We start from the raw sequence: 21,438 nt of genomic DNA on the forward strand, positions 1-21,438 counted from the left end.
CCTCCGGGGGCAGAGCGGGTGTTGACGGGGTGCCGTGCGCTGCCGCCGGGAGGCGGGTCCGCCCACCCGCGCGGGCGGGGTGCCGCTGCGCCCGCCCGTGCCGCCCCAAGCGGCACGACTGCAACGCAGCCGAGCAGGTACCTCAGCCCAGTCCCACCCGTCCGGCGTTTGAGGACGAGGCCGTTCAGGGCGGAAGCGGGGGTCTGGGGGCGGCAGCGGCCAGCAGCGGGCAGCATCGACCGGGCATCCCCTCACCAGCACCGGAGACCGTACCCCCGCCGAACATAACGGAGTGAGCTGGCGCACACCTGCCGTAGAGTGAAGGCCGGTCGATACCTGACCGTGACAGATCGGAAGGGCAGCAGGCGTGACCGTCGACGACACGGGCTCCGGCGCGGGCGCGGACGGCCGGGTGGACCCCCACGCCGCCGACTCCGGCGAGGACAACCCGCTCGCCCTGCGCCTCGAACAGCTCATCCTGGGCGCCGAGCGGCGCTACACCCCCTTTCAGGCGGCCCGCAGCGCCGGCGTCTCCATGGAGTTGGCCTCACGCTTCTGGCGGGCCATGGGCTTCGCCGACATCGGCCAGGCCAAGGCGCTGACCGAGGCCGACGTACTGGCCCTGCGCCGCCTCGCGGGTCTCGTCGAGGCGGGGCTGCTGAGCGAGGCGATGGCGGTGCAGGTGGCCCGGTCCACCGGGCAGACCACCGCCCGGTTGGCGGAGTGGCAGATCGATTCCTTCCTGGAGGGCCTCACCGAGCCGCCCGAGCCGGGCATGACCCGTACCGAGGTGACGTACCCGATCGTCGAACTGCTCCTGCCCGAGCTGGAGGAGTTCCTGGTCTACGTCTGGCGCCGCCAGCTCGCCGCATCGGCCGGCCGGGTCGTGCAGGCCGCGGACGACGAGGAGATGGTCGACCGCAGGCTCGCCGTCGGCTTCGCCGATCTCGTCGGGTTCACGCGACTGACCCGCCGTATGGAGGAGGAGGAGCTCGGCGAGCTCGTCGAGGCGTTCGAGACGACCGCCGCCGACCTGGTGGCCGCGCGCGGCGGCCGGCTCATCAAGACCCTCGGCGACGAGGTCCTGTACGCCGCCGACGACGCGGGCACGGCCGCCGACATCGCCCTGCGCCTGGTGGAGACCATGGCCAACGACGAGACGATGCCCGAACTGCGCGTCGGCATGGCGTTCGGCACGGTGACCACCCGCATGGGCGATGTCTTCGGTACGACGGTGAACCTGGCCTCCCGGCTGACGTCGATAGCGCCCCGCGACTCGGTCCTCGTGGACAGCGCCTTCGCCGAGGAGCTCATCCGCACCGGCGAGGCCCCCGCGTCGGAGGCGGAGGCCGCCGAGGCCGCGGCCGCCGCGGAGAAGGAGGGCGAGGAGCCGCCGACGTACCGCTTCGCGCTCCAGCCGATGTGGCAGCGCCCGGTACGCGGTCTCGGCGTCGTCGAACCGTGGCTGCTCACCCGCCGGGACAGCGACTCCTAATCCGGATCCCGGTCCACGCACAACCCGATGACCGGCACGCATACGCTTCCCGGCCGACCGGGCTGCGGCGCCGGAGCGGCGGTGCTGGGGCTCGGTGCCGGAGCGGGGGTGCGGGCCGGGTCCGGGGCGGGTGCCGTGGTCGCCGACGGCGCCGGGGGGTCGGTCGCCTGCGGGAGGGTCGCCGGGATCGTCGTGGCCGGGACGGAAGCGGGGACGGCCGTGCCGCCCGGGAGGGCCGTGGGGGACACGGCCGAGGTCTTCGGGATGGCGTTCACCCCGCCCATGGGGGCGGTCGCCGAGGCCACCTCGCTCGGTACGGTGCCGACGGTGGCGGCCGTGTTCGCGGACCGCTGCGTGGCGCCGCCGGAGCCGAGCCGCGGCTCGGTCTTCGCGGCGCCCGGCGCGCCGACTCCGGCCTCGGGTGCCAGTCGTACGAGGCTCAGGGCACCGGCGGCCAGGGCGAGCCCGCCGGCGGTGAGCACGGCCTTGCGGGGACGGGGCTTGCGGTGGCGGCCGCGCCGGACGAGCGGTGCGGCGTTCGGAGCCGGTCCCGTACGCCTGTGTTCTTCCGTGTCTGTCATCGCGTCCCTCCCCGCCGCGCCCCCCCATGCGCCGCGTAGCGCACGCTATGCGCTCCTTGTGGGGGCTGGGCCGGGGTCGGGCGGGATGTCACTCGAACGGGGCAGCGAGGCCGCCTCTTTCCCCGGTGAGGGCCCGGCTGCGATGATCGGGGCGTCAGGGAGTTAACCCGCGTTAACCGGAGGGTGTCATGAGCGAGGAGCGGTTCGGGGAGTTCGTGCTGGTGCGGCGGCACGGGCATGTCGCGGAGCTCGTGCTGGACCGGCCCAAGGCCATGAACGCCGTCTCGACCGACATGGCCCGGTCCATCGCCGGCGCATGCACCGCGCTCGCCGCCGACCGGGACGCGCGCGTGGTCGTGGTGACCTCGTCGCACGAGCGGGCGTTCTGCGTCGGGGCCGACCTGAAGGAGCGCAACTCCTTCAGCGACGCCGACCTGGTACGGCAGCGGCCGGTGACGCGGGGTGCGTACACCGGTGTGCTGGAGCTGCCGGTGCCGACGATCGCCGCCGTGCACGGGTTCGCGCTGGGCGGCGGCTTCGAACTGGCGCTGGCCTGCGACCTGATCGTGGCCGACCGCACGGCCGTGGTGGGGCTGCCGGAGGTGTCCGTGGGCGTGATTCCGGGCGGCGGCGGTACGCAGCTGCTGCCGCGGCGGGTCGGGGCGGCGCGGGCGGCCGAGCTGATCTTCACCGCGCGGCGACTGGAGGCGGCCGAGGCGCGGGAGCTGGGGCTGGTGGACCGGCTGGTGGAGGACGGACGGGACCGGGAGGAGGCCCTGGCACTGGCCTCCCGAATCGCCGGGAACTCGCCCGTCGGGCTGCGGGCGGCGAAGCGGGCGCTGCGGCTGGGGCAGGGGCTGGAGCTGCGGGCCGGGCTGGAGGTCGAGGACGCGGCCTGGCGGTCGGTGGCGTTCTCGGGTGACCGGGCGGAGGGGGTGGCGGCGTTCAACGAGAAGCGGAAGCCGCAGTGGCCGGGGGAGTAGAGCTGCGCAGACCGTGATCGCACACCAGCGGTCCACCTGTTCGGCACACCAATGTCCCCGTTCGTTCCAATCCTCCCTAACCTGGAGTGATGGGTGAGGACAAGCGGCTCGCCGCCGTCGTGGCGCTGGCGCAGGGGATGGCGGCGGCGCACACCCCCCGCGAGTCCTGGCGGGCCGCCGCGCTCGGCGCGTGCCGGGCCCTGGACGGCAGCTTCGCCGCGCTGTCCGTGTGGGAGCGGGACCGCGGACAGCTGCGGGTCCTGGTGAACGCGGGGGAGCGGGCCCCGGACGAGGAGGAGTTCCCGGACCACGAGGCCTATCCGGTGCACCAGTTCCCGGAGATCACCGAGTTCCTGCACGAGCGGTGGGCGGGGGGCCAGGGGCCCAACGCCTGGGTCGAGACCGCCGACGGGGCCGCCGCCGGGCGCCCCGGCTACTTCCACCAGCGTGTCGCCGCCCTGCGCCGCCGCGGGCGCGGCTGCTGCGTGGTCGCGCCGGTCGTGCTGCACGGGAGGGCCTGGGGCGAGCTGTATGTCGCCCGCGCGCTCGGCGTGCCCGTCTTCGACCGGGGCGACGCCGACTTCGCCACCGTGCTGGCCGCGGTCGTCGCCGCGGGGCTCGCGCAGACCGAGCGGCTTCAGGAGGCCCGGCGGCTGGCGTTCACCGACGCGCTGACCGGGCTGGCCAACCGCCGCGCCGTCGACGTACGCCTGGAGGAGGCCGTCGAGCGGCACCGCCGGGAGGGCGTGGTGGTGAGCCTGGCCGTGTGTGACATCAACGGGCTCAAGCGGGTCAACGACACCCAGGGGCACGCCGTGGGGGACCGGCTCCTCGAACGCTTCGGCTCCGTGCTGTCGCTGTGCGGGGCGATGCTGCCGGGGGCTCTCGCGGCGCGGCTTGGCGGGGACGAGTTCTGTCTGCTCGCGGTGGGGCCGCCGGCCGACGAGGTGGTCAAGGCGGCGGACGAACTCTGCCGCCGGGCCAGGGAGTTGGAGCTGGGCGAGGGTGTGGCGTGCGGGGTGGCCTCGACGGCGGACCCGATCGGAGAGGTGCGGTCGGCCCGCCGGCTGTTCCGGCTGGCGGATGCGGCGCAGTACCGTGCGAAGGCCGTCCACGCGGACCGGCCGGTGGTCGCCGGCCGGGAGGGCCCCGAGGACCCGGTCGTCCGTCTCGCCGACGAGCCGTCGCCCGAGCGGGCCGAGCGGCGCCGTTTCCGCGGCCGTCAGCCGTGACCACGTCCCTGTCCGCCGCGGTAAGGGTCGAACCGGACCCCCACTAGTGACATCCCTGCATTCAATGCGTACGCTCCTGAATATGGATATGCACACTGTGGTGGTGGGGACGTCGGGGGTCACCGCGTCCGACGTTCTCGCCGTGGCGCGCGGCGGCGCTCGCATCGAGCTGTCGGGGGAGGCGGTGGCGGCCCTCGCGGCGGCCCGGGAGATCGTGGACGCGCTGGCGGCCAAGCCGGACCCGGTCTACGGCGTGAGCACCGGCTTCGGCGCCCTGGCCACCCGGCACATCGGCCAGGACCTGCGCACCCAGCTGCAGCGCAACATCGTCCGCTCGCACGCCGCCGGCATGGGGCCGAAGGTCGAGCGGGAGGTCGTACGCGCCCTGATGTTCCTGCGGCTGAAGACCGTCTGCTCGGGGCACACCGGCGTCCGTCCCGAGGTCGCCCAGACCATGGCCGACGTCCTGAACGCCCAGATCACCCCGGTCGTGCACGAGTACGGCTCCCTCGGCTGCTCCGGCGACCTCGCCCCGCTGTCCCACTGCGCCCTGACGTTGATGGGCGAGGGCGACGCCGAGGGCCCCGACGGGACCGTCCGCCCCGCCGGCGAACTGCTCGCCGAGCACGGCATCGCCCCGGTCGAGCTGCGCGAGAAGGAGGGCCTCGCCCTCCTCAACGGCACCGACGGCATGCTCGGCATGCTGGTGCTGGCTCTCGCCGACCTCGACCTGCTCTACAAGTCCGCCGACGTCACCGCCGCCCTCAGCCTGGAGGCGCTGCTCGGCACGGACAAGGTCCTCGCGCCCGAGCTGCACGCCATCCGTCCGCACCCGGGGCAGGGGGCGTCCGCCGCCAACATGCTGGCCGTACTGAAGGGCTCCCAGCTCACGGGGCACCACCAGGACGACGCGCCCCGCGTCCAGGACGCCTACTCCGTACGGTGTGCCCCGCAGGTCGCCGGCGCCGGACGGGACACCCTCGCGCACGCCCGGTTGGTCGCCGAGCGCGAGCTCGCCTCGGCCGTGGACAACCCGGTCGTCCTGCCCGACGGCCGCGTGGAGTCCAACGGCAACTTCCACGGCGCTCCCGTGGCCTATGTCCTGGACTTCCTCGCCATCGCCGCCGCCGACCTCGGCTCCATCGCCGAGCGCCGCACCGACCGGCTGCTGGACAAGAACCGCAGCCACGGGCTGCCGCCGTTCCTCGCGGACGACGCCGGCGTCGACTCGGGGCTGATGATCGCCCAGTACACACAGGCCGCCCTGGTCAGCGAGATGAAGCGGCTCGCCGTGCCCGCATCCGCTGACTCCATCCCGTCCTCCGCGATGCAGGAGGACCACGTCTCGATGGGCTGGTCGGCCGCGCGCAAACTGCGTACCGCCGTCGACAACCTCACCCGGATCATCGCCGTCGAGCTGTACGCCGCCACCCGCGCCATCGAACTGCGCGAGGGGCTCGCCCCGGCGCCCGCCTCGCGGGCGGTCATCGACGCCGTACGGGCCGCGGGAGCCCAGGGTCCCGGGCCGGACCGGTTCCTGGCCCCCGACCTGGCCGCCGCTGACGCGTTCGTGCGGAGCGGGGAGCTCGTCGCCGCGGTGGAGACGGTCACCGGGCCGTTGCGGTGAGCCAGAAGAAGGGGCCCCGTCCTCGGACAGGGCCCCTTCTCACGTTCCGTACCTCACTTCAGCTTGGCCGCCTGGGCCTTGATCACCGGGGCTGACACCGTGTAGGCCTTCTTGGTCATCGCCGCGCCGATGTTGATGGTGCTGTACGTCGCGACGGTGTTCCCGTGCCGCACGACCTCGCCGTGGAGCGGAACGGCCCCGTCCGGCGTGTCGTTGGTCGCGGTGAAGGCCAGCGACTCGTCACCCGTGCCCGAGGACTTCTCCTCGGCGACCTTGGTGAACTTCCCCTTCTCGCCGTCCTGGTCGCCGGAGAAGCCGCCCGAGCACGCCTTCACCGCGTCGGAGACCGACTGCAGGGCCTTCTCGGCGCCCTCCCCGTCGTACGAGGACAGCGTGACCACGGTGACGTCCAGGTCCATGGACTCGTTGAGCGCGTCCTCGAACTTGCCGTCGGCCAGATCGTCCAGGGACGTGGCGTCGTCCGTGGGGTCCTTCTTGTCCTCCGTGGCCATGCGGCTGGTGTTCGTCGCGGGGTCGCCGGGCGCGATGCCGGTCAGGACGTCGAGCAGCGGGTCGCACTTGGCGTCGTCCGTCCTGACCTTGCCGTCCTCGGGGATGCCCCCCTCGACGGGCCCGACCTTGAAGCCGGGCACCTCGCCCTTGGCGATGATCAGCTTCTTCAACTCGGCGGCGCTCAGCGCCTTCGCGGCCGGCTTCTCGCTCTTGCCGCCCTTACCGTCCCCGGAGTCGCTCGAACCCCCGTTGGAACACCCCGTGACAAGGGCGAACGACAACGCGCTCACTGCGGCAGCGGCGCACAGTCGCACGCCCGATGATCTCTTCATGAGCGGACTATGAGACGCGAGTCAATGAAACGTCAAGTTCTTCAAAAGCCGAGGCGTTCCCGGCGCACCGAATACACCACGAATCCGGCGCCCACGGCGAGGAAGAGGGTGCCGCCGATGACGTACGGCGTGGTGTCGGGGCTGCCGGTGTCGGCGAGCCGGGTGTCGTCCGCCGAGGCCGACGCGCTCTCGGTGGTCGCCTCGGACACCGCCCTGGCCTGCTGGGTGACCTGCGTCGCCGAGGTCTCCGCTCTCGCCGGGGCGTCCTGCGTCGCGTTAGCGGACGGGACGAACCACAGGGCGCCCAGGAGGGTGCCCGCGGCGGTGGCGGTCAGCAGCGGGCGGCGAACGGATGACACGGAATATCGATCCCCTTGTGACGCTGGCGAATTGGCCGTGTGGGGCGATGTTAGTGAAAGGCGCGGGTCACAGGAAAGTCACGAGAGGTTTCCGCCGTACGCTCCGAGCATGAGCACTCCAGAGACATCACGATTTGTACGCCTTCGGGTGGAGCTGGTCCTCGAGGTCGAGGACGGCGACGCGGTCACCAAGGCCGCGCTGCGCCGGCTCGCCGCGGATCCGGAGCTGCCGGACGAGGAGCGGACCCACGCCGAGGGGGCTGTGACGGAAGACACCGCGGAGGCCCTGGCCTATCTCGTCGATCCGTTCGACCTGGTCAGCGAAGTGCCGGGCGTCGAGCTCCAGCAGGCCTCCTGGTCGAGCGAGCGGATCGACTACGACCCCGATTCGCCGGAGTGGGACCTCGGCGACGATGATGTCGAGGAAGAGGACGACGAGGACGGCGAAGGCCGACCCGGCGGCATCGGCTGAGCTCAGGGGGGAACGCGTGACCCCGGACGGCAACCGCCGACCGGGGTTTCGTCGTCTCAGGGGGCGCACGGCTGACTCTCGCACCACCCGCCCCCCCGGGGGGGACGTGGTGTGGCCCACACCTTCCAGGAAGGTGGAACGGGGCGTACCGGCCGTAGCGTTGAAGGTTCTCAACGGGGGACTCGGGCTTTTTGGGGATTCGGCAACGATGGAGAAGCGTGTGATAACGAACAGTAAGCGGCGCAAGGGCCTGATGGCCGCGTCCGCACTGCTCGGCGGTGTGCTGGTGCTCACGGCCTGTTCCGGCGGCGACGACAAGGCCTCCGGCAGCGGCGACGGCTCGCAGGCTCAGGCCGACGCGGCGGCGGCCAAGAAGTCGTCCGAGGCCCAGATCACGATCACGCCCAAGGACGGCTCGAACAACGCGTCCATCAACAACTCCGCCACCGTGAAGGTCACCAAGGGCACGCTCACCAGCGTGGCCATGACGACCGCCGACGGAAAGGCCGTCCCGGGCCAGCTGGCCGCCGACAAGAAGAGCTGGAAGCCCAGTGTGCAGCTGGAGCGCTCCACCACCTACAAGGTCGCCGCGGCGGCCAAGGACTCCGAGGGCCGCGTCGCCCACGAGAACGCCTCCTTCACCACGGTCTCCCCGGCCAACAGCTTCATAGCCAACTTCACGCCGGAGGACGGCTCCACCGTCGGCGTCGGCATGCCCGTGTCGATCCACTTCGACAAGGCGATCACCAACAAGGCCGCCGTCCAGAAGGGCATCACGGTCAGCTCCAGCAGCGGCCAGGAAGTCGCCTGCCACTGGTTCAGCACCAACCGCATGGACTGCCGCCCGGAGGACTACTGGAAGGAGAACTCCACCGTCACGCTGAAGCTCGCGCTCGACGGTGTCGAGGGCGCCGGCGGTGTCTACGGCGTGCAGCAGAAGACGGTCACCTTCCACATAGGCCGCAACCAGGTCTCCTACGTCGACGCGCAGACCAAGCAGATGAAGGTCACGCAGGACGGCAAGACCATCAAGACCATTCCGATCTCGGCGGGTTCGCCCGAGAACAAGACGTACGAGGGCGTCATGGTGATGTCCGAGAAGTTCAAGGAGACGCGCATGAACGGCGCGACCGTGGGCTTCACCGACGACGACGGCAAGGGCGAGTACGACATCAAGGACGTGCCGCACGCCATCCGCCTCACCGGCTCCGGCACCTTCCTGCACGGCAACTACTGGGGCGCGAAGTCCATCTTCGGCAGCGTCAACACCAGCCACGGCTGCGTGGGCCTGTCGGACACCAAGGGCGCCAACGACCCGGACACGCCGGCCGCGTGGATGTACAACCACTCGATCGTCGGTGACGTGGTCGTCGTGAAGAACACCGGCGACAAGACCGTGGCCCCCGACAACGGCCTCAACGGCTGGAACATGAGCTGGGCGCAGTGGAAGGCCGGTTCGGCGGTCTGACGCTCGCTCAGTCCCCCTGCTTCCGATGCCGCTCCCAGGGGCGGCATCGGGCTCTCCCGGGGGCCGCCACAGCCTTCTCGTGCTTCTCTGTTTCGGCCTTGTCGCCCTCGACGGTGTCGACCTGACCCTCGGCGACGGCGACCGCCTGGTCCTCCAGGGCCCCACCGGCGGCGGCAAGGCGACGCTGCTGCAGATGGCCGTCGGGCTGGACCGGCCCACCTCGCGCCCGGCTTATAACACCGGTCACCGGCTTTCGACTTCGCGGTTCTGTAACGGTGTTCCCCCCGGGGCGTAACAGTTCACGGTAGCGCTTTCTCATCCCCTTCTCATCTATTGAGCCGTCAGATCACCCCCCGGCATACTGCGTCTTCCGGGGGGTTGACGTGCATGCGTACGGGACTGCCCCCGGCCGGGTGAACGGGGAATTCGCCCGGTACTTCACCTCCAGGGGGAGTTTTGCGCAGACAAGTGAAAAGAGCGGCTGCGGCCACCGTGGCCACCGCAGCCGCAGTTGCCCTCGCCGCGGGCATGACCAGCCCGGCGTCGGCGAAACCCGAGCAGCGGTCGTCGTCCGCCGCCTCGTCGCTCACGGCAAAGCACCGCGTCACCCTGATCACCGGCGACCGGGTCGCCCTCGACGCCAAGGGCCGGGTCGTCGGCCTGGAGCGGGCCAAGGGGCGGGAGCACATTCCGTTCCAGATCCGCAAGGCCGACGGGCACACCCTCGTCGTTCCCGCCGACGCGGCCCGCCTGGTCGCCACCGGCAAGCTGGACCAGCGGCTGTTCGACGTCACCGAGCTGAACAAGGCCGTCACCCGCAAGTCCCAGAAGCACGGCCTGAAGGTCATCGTCGGCTACAGCGGCGCGGCCGCGGCGACGAAGGCGGACGTCCGTGACGCGGGCACCCTCCGCCGCAGCCTCAAGGCGCTGAACGCGGACGCGGTGCAGACCCCGGCCAAGGACACACCCGAGCTGTGGGACGCGGTCACCAACGGCGACAAGACCGCCTCCGGTATCGCGCACGTCTGGCTCGACGGCGTGCGCAAGGCCAGCCTCGACAAGTCCGTGCCGCAGATCGGCGCCCCCACGGCGTGGGCGGCCGGCTACACCGGCAAGGGCGTCAAGATCGCCGTCCTGGACACGGGTGTGGACGCCACCCACCCGGACCTGAAGGACCAGGTGATCGAGTCCAAGAACTTCTCGACCGCCGCCGACGCCACCGACCACTTCGGCCACGGCACGCACGTCGCGTCCATCGCGGCGGGCACCGGCGCCAAGTCGGGCGGCAAGTACAAGGGTGTCGCGCCCGACGCAAAGATCCTCAACGGCAAGGTCCTGGACGACAGCGGCTTCGGTGACGACTCCGGCATCCTCGCCGGCATGGAGTGGGCGGCCCAGCAGGGCGCCGACGTCGTCAACCTCAGCCTGGGCGGTTACGACACGCCCGAGGTCGACCCGCTCGAGGCCGAGGTCAACAAGCTCTCCGCCGATAAGGGCATGCTGTTCGCGATCGCCGCGGGCAACGAGGGCCCCCAGTCGATCGGCTCGCCGGGCAGCGCGGACGCCGCGCTCACCGTCGGCGCCGTCGACAAGAGCGACAAGCTGGCGGACTTCTCCTCCACCGGCCCGCGCAACGGCGACGGCGCCATCAAGCCGGACGTCACCGCGCCCGGCGTGGACATCACCGCCGCCGCGGCCAAGGGCAGCGTCATCGACCAGGAGGTCGGCGAGAAGCCCGAGGGCTACCTGACCATCTCCGGTACGTCGATGGCCACCCCGCACGTCGCTGGCGCCGCCGCGATCCTGAAGCAGGAGCACCCGACCTGGGACTACTCCGAGCTCAAGGGCGCCCTGACCGGCTCCGCGAAGGGCGGCACGTACACGCCGTTCCAGCAGGGCTCCGGCCGGATCGCGGTCGACAAGGCCATCAAGCAGTCCGTGATCGCCGACCCGGTCTCGGTCGGCTTCGGCACCCAGCAGTGGCCGCACACCGACGACAAGCCGGTCACCAAGCAGGTCACCTACCGCAACCTGGGCACCAAGGACGTCACGCTCAGCCTTGGCGCCTCCGCCACCGACCCCAAGGGCCAGGCGGCTCCGGCCGGCTTCTTCAAGCTCGGCGCGACCGAGATCACGGTCCCGGCGGGCGGCAAGGCCTCCGTCGACCTGACCGTCAACACCAAGCTGGGTGGCACCCTCGACGGCGCGTACTCCGCGTACGTGACGGCGACCGGCGGCGGGCAGACCGTGCGTACGGCCGCCGCGGTGCAGCGCGAGGTGGAGTCGTACGACCTCACCCTGAAGGTCATCGGACGTGACGGTCAGGCCCCGAAGGAGTACGGCATCGACCTGGCCGGCCTCACCGGCCTGGGCAAGGACACGTGGCTGACGCCGTACGACCCCTCCGGCACGGTGAAGGTGCGCGTGCCCAAGGGCACCTACGTCCTCAACTCCGCGCTCTTCGTGGACCCGGAGGACGCCTCCAAGGGCGCCGACTGGATCGCACAGCCGAAGCTGAGCGTCACCAAGAACAAGACGGTCACGCTGGACGCGCGCAAGGCCAAGCCGGTGGACATCACCGTCCCCGACGCCGCCGCCCAGTCGAAGTTCGCCTCGCCGGAGTTCGACGTCACCGCGGGCAACACCACGTACGGCTTCGGGTTCTGGCTGGACTCGTACGAGAACTTCCACACCGCCGGCCTCGGCTCGCCGGTCACCGACGGTTCGCTCTACCAGCAGTGGGACGGGCACTGGACCAAGGGTGCCACCGAGCAGTACGACATCACCACCGGCGCCAAGGTCAAGCAGCTCGCCACCGGCTACACCAAGCACTACAAGGCCGGCGACCTGTCCACGGTGAAGGCCGGACTGGGTGCCGCCGCCAGCGGCAAGAAGGGCGCGATCAACGCGGTCGGCTGGCTCCCTGGGAGCACCGGCGCCTCCTCCATCGGCATCCCGCAGCCGACCCCGAGCACCCGCACCCTGCACCTGTCCGCGCAGGGCGGCGTGCAGTGGGAGCTTGACTTCGAGCAGCAAAGCGGCGTCGACCAGGACGGTTTCCCGATCACCGACGCGTACTACATGTCCCCCCAGCAGTCCTTCGCGGCCGGCAAGACCTACTCGAAGACCTTCAACACCGCGGTCTTCGGCCCGCACCTCAACGCCCACTTCGGTCTCTACCGTGACGGCAACGAGATGTACGGCTGGCTGCCGCTGTTCGCCGACGGCAGCAAGCACGCCGGTTCGTCGGACTTCACCTCGGTGACCACGACCCTGTACCGCAACGGCACCAAGGTGGGCTCCAACGCGGACCCGCTGTTCGGCGATGAGACCTTCAAGGTCCCGTCCGCCGACGCCGAGTACAAGCTGACCACCTCGGTGAAGCGCACCGTCAAGGTCGCCGCCGCCTCCACGCGGATCGACGCGAGCTGGACCTTCCGCTCCAAGAAGTCCTCCAGCGACCACGTCAAGCTCCCCGCCTCCACCCTCCGCTTCAACGCCAAGACCGGCCTGGACAGCCGCGTCGAGGCCGGCAGGACGGTCACCTTCCCGGTCACCGTCGAGGGCGCGGCCGCGGGCAGCAACCTGAAGTCCCTCGCGGTGTACGTGTCGTACGACTACGGCCAGACCTGGAAGAAGGTCGAGGTCAAGCACGGCAAGATCACCGTGAAGAACCCGGCGAAGGGGAAGGCCGTCTCCTTCCACGCCAAGATCGCCGACAAGAAGGGCAACAAGTCGACGATCTCGATCTACAACGCGTACTACGGCAAGTAAGCGACACGTAGTCCGCAGCTGAGGGGCCTGCCGGGGGGTGACTTCCGGCAGGCCCCTTGGCGCGTTGCCGGGGGACGGGAAGGGGGTGGTTGCCGTGGGCGCCGCTCGCGCGAAGAGCAGACGCCGACCGGTTGGCCGACCGTGACGCCGGTTACGCCCAGCGCTGACATGTACGACAGGGGCGCCGGAAGGGGACCCTCCGGTGGGTCTGTCGTGTTGGCTGGGCCCATGACCGCAGAGACCGTCGAATACATCCGGTACCGCATCCCCGAGCGGCAGTCGGCGGAGTTCCTGGCCGCCTACACCCGCGCCGCGACCCAGCTGGCGGCGGCGCCGCAGTGCGTGGACTATGAGCTGAGCCGGTGCGAGGAGGACTTCGAGCACTACGTCCTCCGGATCACCTGGACGTCGACCGAGGACCACCTCGAGGGCTTCCGTACCTCCGACGTGTTCCCCGCGTTCTTCGCCGAGATCCGTCCGTTCGTCGAGAACATCGAGGAGATGCGCCACTACAAGCCGACCACGGTCCGGGGCGACGGGGCGGCGATCCCCACGCTGTACGACTGGGCGGGCGGCGCCGAGGCCTTCTCGCGGCTGACGGACGTGTTCTACGACAAGGTGCTGAAGGACGACCTGCTCGCCCCGCTCTTCGCCGGCCTGGCCCCCGAGCACGCGGAGCACGTGGCCCTGTGGCTGGCGGAGGTCTTCGGCGGGCCGGCCCGGTACTCGGAAACCCAGGGCGGCCACTCCCACATGGTCGCCAAGCACTTCGGCAAGCACATCGGCGAGCCGCAGCGCCGCCGGTGGGTGAATCTGATCCAGGACGCGGCCGACGAGGCGGGGCTGCCGACGGACGCCGAGTTCCGGTCGGCCTTCCTGGCCTACGTGGAGTGGGGCACCCGGCTCGCCGTGTACTTCTCCGGCCCGGACGCCAAGCCCCCTGCGGAGCAGCCGGTGCCGAAGTGGACCTGGGGAGCAGCGCCGCCGTACCAGGGGTGACGCGGGGACGGACAGCGCGGTCAGCTGCCCGTCCCCGCCCGGGTGGCGTCCGCTCCCCAGCTGGCCAGCAGGCGCAGGGCCTCGGCCGAGGGGGAGGCCGGCTCGGCGTGGTACACCACCAGGGACTGGTCCGCGTCGTCGGTCATCCTGAACGACTCGAAGCTCAGGGACAGCGCGCCGACCAGCGGGTGGTGCAGGCGCTTGACGCCGTGGCTCTTCTCCTTGACGTCGTGGGTGGCCCACAGGCACCGGAAGTCCTCGCTCTTGACGGAGAGCTCGCCGACGAGGGCGGACAGACGCGGATCGTCCGGATAGCAGCCGGCGTCCATGCGCAGGGTGCAGACGATGTCGATCGCCTTCTGCTCCCAGTCGACGAACAGGTCCCGGTACTCGGGCCTCAGGAACACCAGCCGCGCCCAGTTCCGCTCCTCCGCCGGCAGCTGAGCCCAGTCGCCGAAGACGGCCGCCGCCATCCGGTTCCACGCGAGGATCTCCGAGCGCCGCCCGAAGACGTACGCGGGCACCGCGTCCATCGACTCCAGCAGCTGCCCGATCGACGCCCGCACCTGCTGCGGCCGCGCCGACGGCTTCCTCTTGCACTGCTTGCCCTTGGCGAGGTGGGTGAGGTGCGCGTGCTCGGCGTCCGTCAGCCGCAGCGCCCGGGCGATGGAGTCCAGCACCTCCGCCGACACGTTGCGCCCGTTGCCCTGCTCCAGCCGCGTGTAGTACGCCACCGACACCCCGGCCAGCTGAGCCAGCTCCTCGCGGCGCAGCCCCGGCACCCGGCGGTGCCGCCCGAAGTCCGGCAGCCCCACGTCCTCCGGCTTCAGGCGGGCGCGCCGGCTGCGCAGGAACTCACTCAGTTCGGCGCGCCGGTCCAGGGGCGGGCCGGCGGGTGGAGCCTGTTCGTCCATACGTCCAGTATTCATGGTCGTACGCACGGGAACCTGACCCCGCCAGTAGTAGGACCACTGGTCGTAGGCAGAGGCGTGACCTGGGTGGCTGACGGGGTGTCCGGCAGGCTGGAGGACGTGCTCGGACAGAAGGCAGCCGGGCTCGATCAATCGCTTGGGAGAACCCTCGGCATGACCACTGTTGCTGCGTACGCCGCACCCGCCGCCAAGGCACCGCTGGAGCGGACCACCATCGAGCGGCGGACGGTCGGCGAGTTCGACGTCCTGATCGACATCAAGTTCGCCGGCATCTGTCACTCCGACATCCACCAGGCCCGCGAGGGCTGGGGCAAGGCCATCTTCCCGATGGTGCCCGGCCACGAGATCGCGGGCGTCGTCGCCGAGGTCGGCCCCGGCGTCACGAGGTTCGCCGTCGGCGACCGTGTGGGCGTCGGCTGCATGGTCGACTCCTGCCGTGAGTGCGCCAACTGCAAGGCGGGCCTGGAGCAGTACTGCGACCAGCGCCCGGTCTGGACGTACAACGGCGTCGGCAAGGACGGCGAGCCCACCTACGGCGGCTACTCCCAGAAGATCGTCGTCGACGAGAACTTCGTCGTCCGCATCCCCGACGGCCTGTCCCTGGACGTGGCCGCCCCGCTGCTCTGCGCCGGCATCACCACGTACTCCCCGCTCAGGCACTGGAACACCGGCCCCGGCAAGAAGGTCGCCGTCGTGGGCTTCGGTGGTCTCGGCCACATGGGCGTCAAGATCGCGCACGCGCTCGGCGCGGAGGTCACCGTCCTCTCGCAGTCCCTGCGCAAGAAGGACGACGGCCTGAAGCTGGGCGCCGACCACTACTACGCCACCAGCGACCCGGCGACCTTCGAGCAGCTGGCCGGCACCTTCGACCTGATCCTCAACACGGTCTCGGCGCCGATCGACTTCGCCGCCTTCCTGTCCCTGCTGCGCACGGACGGCGCGATGGTGAACGTAGGCGTGCCCGAGGAGCCGGTCGAGATCCTGCTCTCCTCCGTCATGGGCAACCGCCGCACCCTCAGCAGCTCCAGCATCGGCGGCATCCGGGAGACCCAGGAGATGCTGGACTTCTGCGCCGGGCACGGCCTGGGAGCCGAGATCGAGCTGATCCGCGCGGACCAGATCAACGAGGCGTACGAGCGGGTGCTGGCGAGTGACGTCCGGTACCGGTTCGTGATCGACACGTCGACGATCTGAGCGGGCCTGTCCGAGCCGGGGCCGCCGCCTCAGCCCGTGCGGGTGATCGGCCCGACGGCCACCGGCTGGTCCCTACCAGGCCGTACGGCAGCGGGAGCCGAGTCACTCCACGGAGAAGGATCCGTCGGCCGCGTAGGACCGCACGCGAACGTCCCCGTCACCGGCCGGCCGGACGACATGGGCGCGCCCGAGCCCCCGGACCCGGGCGTGCCCGTCCCCGGCCACCTCCACCACGGTGTTCTCGTCGAGGGCGACGCCGAAGGGGACGTACCCCCGTGCGACGGCGGCCACCAGCCGCGCCAACGTCCCCCACTGCGCGGCGTGCACGTCCACCCCGAAGGGCACGAGCCCGAGCCCCGCCCGCACGTCGACCCCCTCCAGATCCTCCGCGCTGTCCTCCGGGCACACCGGAACCCCGTCCACCAGCCACCCGCCCACGACGGCACGCCGCGCGGCGACAGCGGCCCCCGCGGAGAACCCGGCATACGGGAGACCGCGCTCGGCCAGCAGACGGGGAAGGCTGTCGAGGCACTCACCGAACGCCTCCTGATACGCGGGCGTCAGCCCACCGCACACCAGCAGCCCGTCGACCCCTTCGAGCAGCCCGGGCTCGAACCGGCCGCCGACCGGAACCAGCAGCGGTACGGGCGTACAGTCCCCGGCCTTCCGCAACGCGTTCCCGTACCGGGCGAACTGCTCGTCACCGTCCCCTTCGTCGACGATCACACACCCGATACGGGGCACGCCTGTGGCCGCGACCGCCGCCGCTCGCAGAAACGGCTCGTAGACCTCGGCGGCGTCCCATCCGCCGCCTATGAGAAACGTGTGGCTGCTCATCCTGGTTCCCCCTCCTCTTCCTTCTCTGTTCGTCCTGTGTTCCTTCTCCGTGACGAGTGGCGAACGTACGGGGAGGCAGCGGTGGCCGTCGACCGGATTACCCGGGGACCAGGTGTTCCGTCACATGCGGAGGAGCCGGGCCGCGTTGCCGCCGAGCACCCGGTCTCGGACCTCGCCGGACGGGGTGGCCCGCTCGACCATCGTGCGGGCCACGACCGGGTCGCCGTAGGGGGCGTCGGAGCCGAAGAGGGTGCGCTCGGGGAGTTCGCGGACGGCGAGTCGTACGGCGATGACGAGGAAGGCGGTGGACAGCTCCAGATGGACGTTGGGCGTGTCCCTCGCGAGCTCCACCGTCTCCATCCAGTTGAGCCCGCCGAGCTGGCTGATGACGAGCGGAGTGCGCGGATAGCGGCGGGCGAGGCCGACCAGGGTGCGCAGGTCGGCGTCCGTGGTCGGCGCGAACCCGTGCACGACGACGGGGAGCCCGCCGTGATCGGTGGCGGCGCGCAGCACGGGCTCGACGGCCGCCGCTCGCCCCGGCGCGGGCGTCAGCTCCCCGATCCCGCGCAGCCCCCGCCCCACGACCTCCTCCGCGACGGCCCGCTCCACGTCGGCGGCGGGTCCGTCCAGCGGTACGGACCCGAACCCGACGAACCGATCCGGGTGCCGGGCCACGGCCGCGTGCAGCTCGTCGAGCGCGGCCTTGAACCCGCCCTCGCCGTGGACATCCCCGCCGAGGGCCCGCTCCAGCACCGCGAACTCGCGCCGAAGCGCGGCCAGATCGGCGGCGCGTTCGGGGTGGGGCCGGGTCGGGAACAGCACGGTCTTGTCGACGCCGGCGGCGTCCAGGGCGGCGAGGTGGAGGTCGAGCGGGTCGTGGACGTGCGCATGCGCATCGATGATCAACGGGTGCCCCTTTCCTGGAATGGCGGTCTCCGGGGCACCGTTGCAGGTTGACACAGTGACAAGGTCAAACAACCCACGGAAGGTGGCCGCGAACCCTTGCTGATCGGTGAACTGGCCCGCCGCACGGACACCAGCCCCCGCCTCCTGCGCCACTACGAACGCGTCGGCCTCCTCACCCCCACCCGCCGCGCCAACGGATACCGCGAGTTCACGGACGCCGACGTCCCTCGGGTGCTGCGCATCCGGGCCCTCCTCGACGCGGGCCTCCCGGCGCGGGTGATCGACGCGCTGCTGCCGTGCACGACGCACACCGACCCGACCGGCCCGACCCTCACCGCCTGCCCCGGCGTGCACGAGAAACTCCGCACCCGCCTCGCCCAGCTGGACTCCCGTGCGGCCCGGTTGAACGAGGAGCGGGCGGAACTGCGGCGCCTGCTGGCGACGCTGAGCCGTGGCGAAGAGGGGGAGTGGCTCCGGCCAACATGACCGGTTCGCGGTACTGGAATCGGCCGCAGGGTGTCTACTTCTGGGGAGTAGGCACCCACGGGGAAGGAGACGAGATGGATCCGGTGTCGGTGACACTGCTGGCGGCGTTGGCGAGCGGGGCGGCGGGGGAGGCCGGCAGGCAGGCGTGGACCGGGCTCGGAGCGCTCGTACGCCGACCGTTCCGCCGCGGTGATGGCACGGACCGGCTTCCCGCAGTCAGCTCGGGGGAGGCCGAGTTGGCCGCTCTGCAGCATGACCCGGCAGACCCGGTCAGGGCACAGGCGTTGAGCACGGCACTCGCGGTCCGGGCGGCGCTGGACGCGGAATTCCAGGCCGGGCTCCAGCAGTGGCATGAGCAGGCAAAACTGGTGCGCACAGGAGACGGAGAGACGCGCAACGAGATCAGTGGCGGCACGTTCAACAGCCCGGTGCTGCAAGGCCGGGACTTCAACGGGGTGTCGTTCGGCAACCCGACCACACCACCCCACGGAACGTGAGAAAACAACCGCTAGCGCGAGGCGGAGCCGGTCGGCGGCTCGGCATGGGTGGCCAGCCACTTCTGCAGTTCTCCGTGGCGGAACTGGTAGGCGGAGCCGGTCAGTCGCAGCAGTCCGGCCGCGGTGGCCCAGTCGAGGAAGGCCACGACACGCAGCGGGAGTGTCCCGCGGGTGCGTTGGAGAAAGGCCAGATAGCGGAGACCGGCTCCGCCGTAGGTGGTGAGGTAGAGGTACACAGTGGTCGGTCCGGCTATGAGGACGGCGTCCGACACACTGTGGTAATGACTCATCCCGGCGACCAGACCCACTCCGATGATCAGGCCCACGACTCCGGTGGCGACGAATTCATCGCGCAGTACCTGGCGGGGTTTCAGCACCGCGTCGGTCGGTGTGAACCGGTTCAGCAGAGCGACCGGAATGAGGATGCCGACGGCCGCAACCAGCCCCCACCTCGCGTCGAGCAACTGGTCAACCGTCAGTGCGACGGCGGCGGCCAGGGCGATGGCCGCGAGAAAACGCAGCGGCCGGCGCCAGGGCGCCAGATGCCGCAGCGTCCGGGGCCGTACGTCTATCGGGAGCTCCTTGGAAGCGTGCATCAGGCCGAACGGCGCCGCGAGAAGGGCTTGGACGGCCAACGCGCTGGTCTCTTCGTCGAACGGCAGAACGAACGTCAGCCAGGGCAGGAACATGAAGCCGAGGACCGTTGCGATCATGCGTGTCGAACGGATGGCCGCGGCTCCCGGCAGCCGCCACAGCTCGGTCGGTTCCAGAACGGCCCGCGGCGAGCCGTCGTCCGCCGACTCCACATGCCGGGCGAACACATGCAGCCAACGGTGCACGGCCGCCGCTTCGTAGCGGGGCGGTTTCTCCAGCCCGATGGTCGCGGGGATGTATCGCGCCAGGAGCAGCCGGTCCAGCCTCTTGGCGGTGCGTCTGTGGATGAGTTCCGCCGGATCGCCGTCCGTTCGATAGTCGGTAGCGACCAGACAGAGCCGCCAGGGTGTGGAAAGCAACCGGGCGATCGGTGATCCGGGGTGCGCCGCGAGGTGGTCCAGCAGTGGCCGCCACCTTGCGTGATCGACGGCACGCCGGCTGAGGTAGGCGTGGGCCTGGGCGGGAAGCACCGGGTCGACCCTGATGTGTGCCGTGTCGAACAGCCGGCGCTGGTCGTCCGGGCCGGGCCCTTGGGAAAGCGCCCGGTAGGCGTCATCGCGGCAGGTCAGTATGAGCGCGCCGGGTGCACGCCCGGTCTGGTGGCGATTGAGTGCTTCGAGCGCGGCCCGGGCCCGCGCGGCGGCGGGATCAGGCCGCCCGCTCGCCAGCGGCTGATCCATCTCGTCGAGGCCGTCGAGCACGGGCAGCACGAGATTCCGTTCGACCAACCAGCGCCCCTTGCGTCTGGGCCAGTCGTAGGTGTGGTGCAGATGCTCCACGAACCGGTCGGCCAGCGGGACACGAGGATCCCAGTCGGCCAGCTGCATCCGCACCGGGACCGGGTCTTCCTCGCCGCGGTGCTCGATCAGGGCCAGCAGCAGTTCCAGAGCGAGCATCGTCTTTCCCGCGCCCGCCGATCCGGTGATGACCAGCCGGCGCGGGCTCAGCGCCGTGTAGTAGGCATGAACGCCATCGGCGAGCAGCCGTCCGGTGTCGCCGGCGTGGTCCGCCGCGCGGCCGGCCGAAGCCATCCGCGTGTAGGTGAGGTCGATACGCTCGGTGTCGTCGCCGAGAAGGCGACGCCATTCGTTCTGCTCCTGTTGGCGGACCAGGCGGGCGAGATCATCGGTCCATCTGCGCGCCCTGTTGACGCTGAAATGGACGGACCCCGCCTGGACGACGGGTCCGTAGAAGAGGCCGCCCTCGATGACGTTGTGCACGGATGCCGGCCCACCCCGGCGAGCCCTGCGCAGCCACCCCGGCACCATCCGCCTCCCTCCCCCCGCGTGGGGCTCAGCCGTCTGCCTTCGCCACACCGATCGGGCAGGACACCCCGGTCCCGCCCAGCCCGCAGTACCCCGCCGGGTTCTTGTCGAGGTACTGCTGGTGATAGGCCTCGGCCGGGTAGAAGGGCCGCCCCTCGGCCGGGAGGATCTCCGTGGTGATCGTGCCGTAGCCGGAGGAGGTCAGGACCTTCTGGTACGAGGCTCGGGAGGCCTCGGCGACGGCGGCCTGCTCCGGGGTGTGGGTGTAGATCGCCGAACGGTACTGGGTGCCGACGTCGTTGCCCTGGCGGAAGCCCTGCGTGGGGTCGTGGGACTCCCAGAAGGTCTTCAGGAGGCGGTCGTACGAGATCAGCTTCGGGTCGTAGACCACGCGGACCGCCTCCGTGTGGCCGGTCAGGCCCGAGCAGACCTCCTCGTACGTGGGGTTCTCGGTGTAGCCGCCCTGGTAGCCGACCAGGGTCGTCCACACCCCCGCCGGGAGCTGCCAGAACTTGCGCTCGGCGCCCCAGAAGCAGCCCAGACCGAAGTCGGCGACCTCCAGGCCCTCCGGGTAGGGGCCCTGGAGCGGGTTGCCCAGCACGGTGTGGCGGTCGGGGACCTCGAACGCAGGCGCGGGCCGGCCCTTGAGTGCCTGCTCGGGGGTGGGCAGCTGGGGCGTACGGCCGAAGAGCATGAGGTCTCCCTGTCGGTCTGGGTGATCCGTCCGCACGGCGCGCGGGCGGCACCCTGGACAACGTTTCAGGTGCCGACCGAATTCCGGCTCCGTGCGGCGCCCGGGGCCCCTCAGGCCGCCGCCCGCGCCGCCACTGCG

At 71.0% G+C, this 21,438-nt stretch carries 19 protein-coding genes and 1 pseudogene; 12 read left to right on the top strand and 8 right to left on the bottom strand.

Annotated features, from left to right (window positions below):
- Nucleotides 1-367 precede the first annotated feature (367 nt).
- Entirely contained in the window at nt 368-1,495 is a 1,128-nt protein-coding gene (locus ACIBBH_RS07650; RefSeq protein ID WP_399402984.1) for an adenylate/guanylate cyclase domain-containing protein, read from the top strand.
- Here ACIBBH_RS07650 and ACIBBH_RS07655 read toward each other — a convergent pair.
- Nucleotides 1,492-2,076, bottom strand: coding sequence for a hypothetical protein (locus ACIBBH_RS07655; RefSeq protein ID WP_399402986.1), 585 nt, complete (start codon nt 2,074-2,076; stop codon nt 1,492-1,494). The two genes, ACIBBH_RS07650 and ACIBBH_RS07655, sit on opposite strands and share 4 nt — an antisense overlap.
- 188 nt (nt 2,077-2,264) lie before the next feature.
- Between ACIBBH_RS07655 and ACIBBH_RS07660 the strand changes: the two genes are divergently transcribed.
- The 3 genes from ACIBBH_RS07660 (at nt 2,265) to hutH (ending at nt 5,918) form a co-directional block, all read left to right on the top strand.
- Nucleotides 2,265-3,059 carry an enoyl-CoA hydratase/isomerase family protein gene (locus ACIBBH_RS07660; protein WP_399402988.1) on the top strand — a complete coding sequence of 265 codons (795 nt, stop codon included), beginning with the start codon at nt 2,265-2,267 and terminating at the stop codon, nt 3,057-3,059.
- 89 nt (nt 3,060-3,148) lie between these two features.
- On the top strand, nt 3,149-4,291 hold the full coding sequence (locus ACIBBH_RS07665) for a diguanylate cyclase domain-containing protein (RefSeq protein ID WP_399402990.1): 1,143 nt from the start codon (nt 3,149-3,151) through the stop codon (nt 4,289-4,291).
- Between the two features lie 88 nt (nt 4,292-4,379).
- Nucleotides 4,380-5,918, top strand: coding sequence for a histidine ammonia-lyase (gene hutH / locus ACIBBH_RS07670; protein WP_399403641.1), 1,539 nt, complete (start codon nt 4,380-4,382; stop codon nt 5,916-5,918).
- A gap of 53 nt (nt 5,919-5,971) precedes the next feature.
- On the opposite strand, the gene ACIBBH_RS07675 is transcribed toward hutH, so the two are convergent.
- Both ACIBBH_RS07675 and ACIBBH_RS07680 read right to left on the bottom strand, forming a co-directional pair.
- Nucleotides 5,972-6,763 (bottom strand): hypothetical protein, encoded by a 792-nt coding sequence (locus tag ACIBBH_RS07675; RefSeq protein WP_399402992.1) that lies wholly within the window; start codon nt 6,761-6,763, stop codon nt 5,972-5,974.
- Between the two features lie 41 nt (nt 6,764-6,804).
- Nucleotides 6,805-7,122 carry a hypothetical protein gene (locus ACIBBH_RS07680; protein WP_399402994.1) on the bottom strand — a complete coding sequence of 106 codons (318 nt, stop codon included), beginning with the start codon at nt 7,120-7,122 and terminating at the stop codon, nt 6,805-6,807.
- A 109-nt stretch (nt 7,123-7,231) separates the two neighbouring features.
- On the opposite strand from ACIBBH_RS07680, the gene ACIBBH_RS07685 reads away from it, so the two are divergent.
- The 5 genes and pseudogenes from ACIBBH_RS07685 (at nt 7,232) to ACIBBH_RS07705 (ending at nt 13,835) form a co-directional block, all read left to right on the top strand.
- Entirely contained in the window at nt 7,232-7,594 is a 363-nt protein-coding gene (locus ACIBBH_RS07685; RefSeq protein WP_399402996.1) for a hypothetical protein, read from the top strand.
- A gap of 208 nt (nt 7,595-7,802) precedes the next feature.
- Complete coding sequence (locus ACIBBH_RS07690; protein ID WP_399402998.1) at nt 7,803-9,062, top strand: Ig-like domain-containing protein; 1,260 nt, start codon at nt 7,803-7,805, stop codon at nt 9,060-9,062.
- A 79-nt stretch (nt 9,063-9,141) separates the two neighbouring features.
- Nucleotides 9,142-9,285 (top strand): annotated as a pseudogene (locus ACIBBH_RS07695) (ATP-binding cassette domain-containing protein); the annotation flags it as partial.
- 305 nt (nt 9,286-9,590) lie between these two features.
- Entirely contained in the window at nt 9,591-12,836 is a 3,246-nt protein-coding gene (locus tag ACIBBH_RS07700; RefSeq protein WP_399403643.1) for a S8 family peptidase, read from the top strand.
- Nucleotides 12,837-13,064: 228 nt separating this feature from the next.
- On the top strand, nt 13,065-13,835 hold the full coding sequence (locus ACIBBH_RS07705; RefSeq protein ID WP_399403000.1) for a group II truncated hemoglobin: 771 nt from the start codon (nt 13,065-13,067) through the stop codon (nt 13,833-13,835).
- Nucleotides 13,836-13,855: 20 nt separating this feature from the next.
- Here the strand turns inward: ACIBBH_RS07705 and ACIBBH_RS07710 are convergent, their stop codons facing one another.
- Nucleotides 13,856-14,749: a helix-turn-helix domain-containing protein gene (locus ACIBBH_RS07710; protein ID WP_399403002.1), complete on the bottom strand. Its 894-nt coding sequence runs from the start codon at nt 14,747-14,749 to the stop codon at nt 13,856-13,858.
- 171 nt (nt 14,750-14,920) lie between these two features.
- Between ACIBBH_RS07710 and ACIBBH_RS07715 the strand changes: the two genes are divergently transcribed.
- Nucleotides 14,921-15,961, top strand: coding sequence for an NAD(P)-dependent alcohol dehydrogenase (locus ACIBBH_RS07715; RefSeq protein WP_399403004.1), 1,041 nt, complete (start codon nt 14,921-14,923; stop codon nt 15,959-15,961).
- Nucleotides 15,962-16,063: 102 nt separating this feature from the next.
- Here the strand turns inward: ACIBBH_RS07715 and ACIBBH_RS07720 are convergent, their stop codons facing one another.
- Together ACIBBH_RS07720 and ACIBBH_RS07725 are read right to left on the bottom strand one after the other, a co-directional pair.
- On the bottom strand, nt 16,064-16,798 hold the full coding sequence (locus tag ACIBBH_RS07720) for a hypothetical protein (RefSeq protein WP_399403006.1): 735 nt from the start codon (nt 16,796-16,798) through the stop codon (nt 16,064-16,066).
- A 120-nt stretch (nt 16,799-16,918) separates the two neighbouring features.
- Complete coding sequence (locus ACIBBH_RS07725) at nt 16,919-17,704, bottom strand: amidohydrolase family protein (RefSeq protein WP_399403008.1); 786 nt, start codon at nt 17,702-17,704, stop codon at nt 16,919-16,921.
- A gap of 96 nt (nt 17,705-17,800) precedes the next feature.
- Here ACIBBH_RS07725 and ACIBBH_RS07730 point away from each other — a divergent pair, with 96 nt between their 5' ends.
- Entirely contained in the window at nt 17,801-18,190 is a 390-nt protein-coding gene (locus ACIBBH_RS07730) for a MerR family transcriptional regulator (protein ID WP_399403010.1), read from the top strand.
- 74 nt (nt 18,191-18,264) lie between these two features.
- Complete coding sequence (locus tag ACIBBH_RS07735) at nt 18,265-18,687, top strand: hypothetical protein (RefSeq protein ID WP_399403012.1); 423 nt, start codon at nt 18,265-18,267, stop codon at nt 18,685-18,687.
- Nucleotides 18,688-18,698: 11 nt separating this feature from the next.
- Here ACIBBH_RS07735 and ACIBBH_RS07740 read toward each other — a convergent pair whose 3' ends face one another.
- Both ACIBBH_RS07740 and msrA read right to left on the bottom strand, forming a co-directional pair.
- The gene (locus ACIBBH_RS07740; RefSeq protein ID WP_399403014.1) at nt 18,699-20,561 is read right to left on the bottom strand and encodes an NACHT domain-containing protein; all 1,863 of its coding nucleotides are present in this window, start codon (nt 20,559-20,561) and stop codon (nt 18,699-18,701) included.
- Between the two features lie 73 nt (nt 20,562-20,634).
- Nucleotides 20,635-21,300, bottom strand: coding sequence for a peptide-methionine (S)-S-oxide reductase MsrA (gene msrA, locus ACIBBH_RS07745; RefSeq protein WP_399403016.1), 666 nt, complete (start codon nt 21,298-21,300; stop codon nt 20,635-20,637).
- Nucleotides 21,301-21,438: the final 138 nt, after the last annotated feature.

The organism is Streptomyces sp. NPDC051636, from assembly GCF_044453765.1.
In the GTDB taxonomy this organism is placed as follows: Bacteria; Actinomycetota; Actinomycetes; order Streptomycetales; family Streptomycetaceae; genus Streptomyces.

What these genes read in the sequence shown, in the direction of transcription:
- ACIBBH_RS07720 (WP_399403006.1), bottom strand. Translation starts at nt 16,798, where the DNA reads ATGAGCAGCCACACGTTTCTCATAGGCGGCGGATGGGACGCCGCCGAG.
- ACIBBH_RS07685 (WP_399402996.1), top strand. Translation starts at nt 7,232, where the DNA reads ATGAGCACTCCAGAGACATCACGATTTGTACGCCTTCGGGTGGAGCTG.
- ACIBBH_RS07705 (WP_399403000.1), top strand. Translation starts at nt 13,065, where the DNA reads ATGACCGCAGAGACCGTCGAATACATCCGGTACCGCATCCCCGAGCGG.
- ACIBBH_RS07660 (WP_399402988.1), top strand. Translation starts at nt 2,265, where the DNA reads ATGAGCGAGGAGCGGTTCGGGGAGTTCGTGCTGGTGCGGCGGCACGGG.
- ACIBBH_RS07690 (WP_399402998.1), top strand. Translation starts at nt 7,803, where the DNA reads ATGGAGAAGCGTGTGATAACGAACAGTAAGCGGCGCAAGGGCCTGATG.
- ACIBBH_RS07665 (WP_399402990.1), top strand. Translation starts at nt 3,149, where the DNA reads ATGGGTGAGGACAAGCGGCTCGCCGCCGTCGTGGCGCTGGCGCAGGGG.
- ACIBBH_RS07655 (WP_399402986.1), bottom strand. Translation starts at nt 2,076, where the DNA reads ATGACAGACACGGAAGAACACAGGCGTACGGGACCGGCTCCGAACGCC.
- hutH (WP_399403641.1), top strand. Translation starts at nt 4,380, where the DNA reads ATGCACACTGTGGTGGTGGGGACGTCGGGGGTCACCGCGTCCGACGTT.
- ACIBBH_RS07675 (WP_399402992.1), bottom strand. Translation starts at nt 6,763, where the DNA reads ATGAAGAGATCATCGGGCGTGCGACTGTGCGCCGCTGCCGCAGTGAGC.
- ACIBBH_RS07715 (WP_399403004.1), top strand. Translation starts at nt 14,921, where the DNA reads ATGACCACTGTTGCTGCGTACGCCGCACCCGCCGCCAAGGCACCGCTG.
- ACIBBH_RS07710 (WP_399403002.1), bottom strand. Translation starts at nt 14,749, where the DNA reads ATGGACGAACAGGCTCCACCCGCCGGCCCGCCCCTGGACCGGCGCGCC.
- msrA (WP_399403016.1), bottom strand. Translation starts at nt 21,300, where the DNA reads ATGCTCTTCGGCCGTACGCCCCAGCTGCCCACCCCCGAGCAGGCACTC.
- ACIBBH_RS07700 (WP_399403643.1), top strand. Translation starts at nt 9,591, where the DNA reads ATGACCAGCCCGGCGTCGGCGAAACCCGAGCAGCGGTCGTCGTCCGCC.
- ACIBBH_RS07735 (WP_399403012.1), top strand. Translation starts at nt 18,265, where the DNA reads ATGGATCCGGTGTCGGTGACACTGCTGGCGGCGTTGGCGAGCGGGGCG.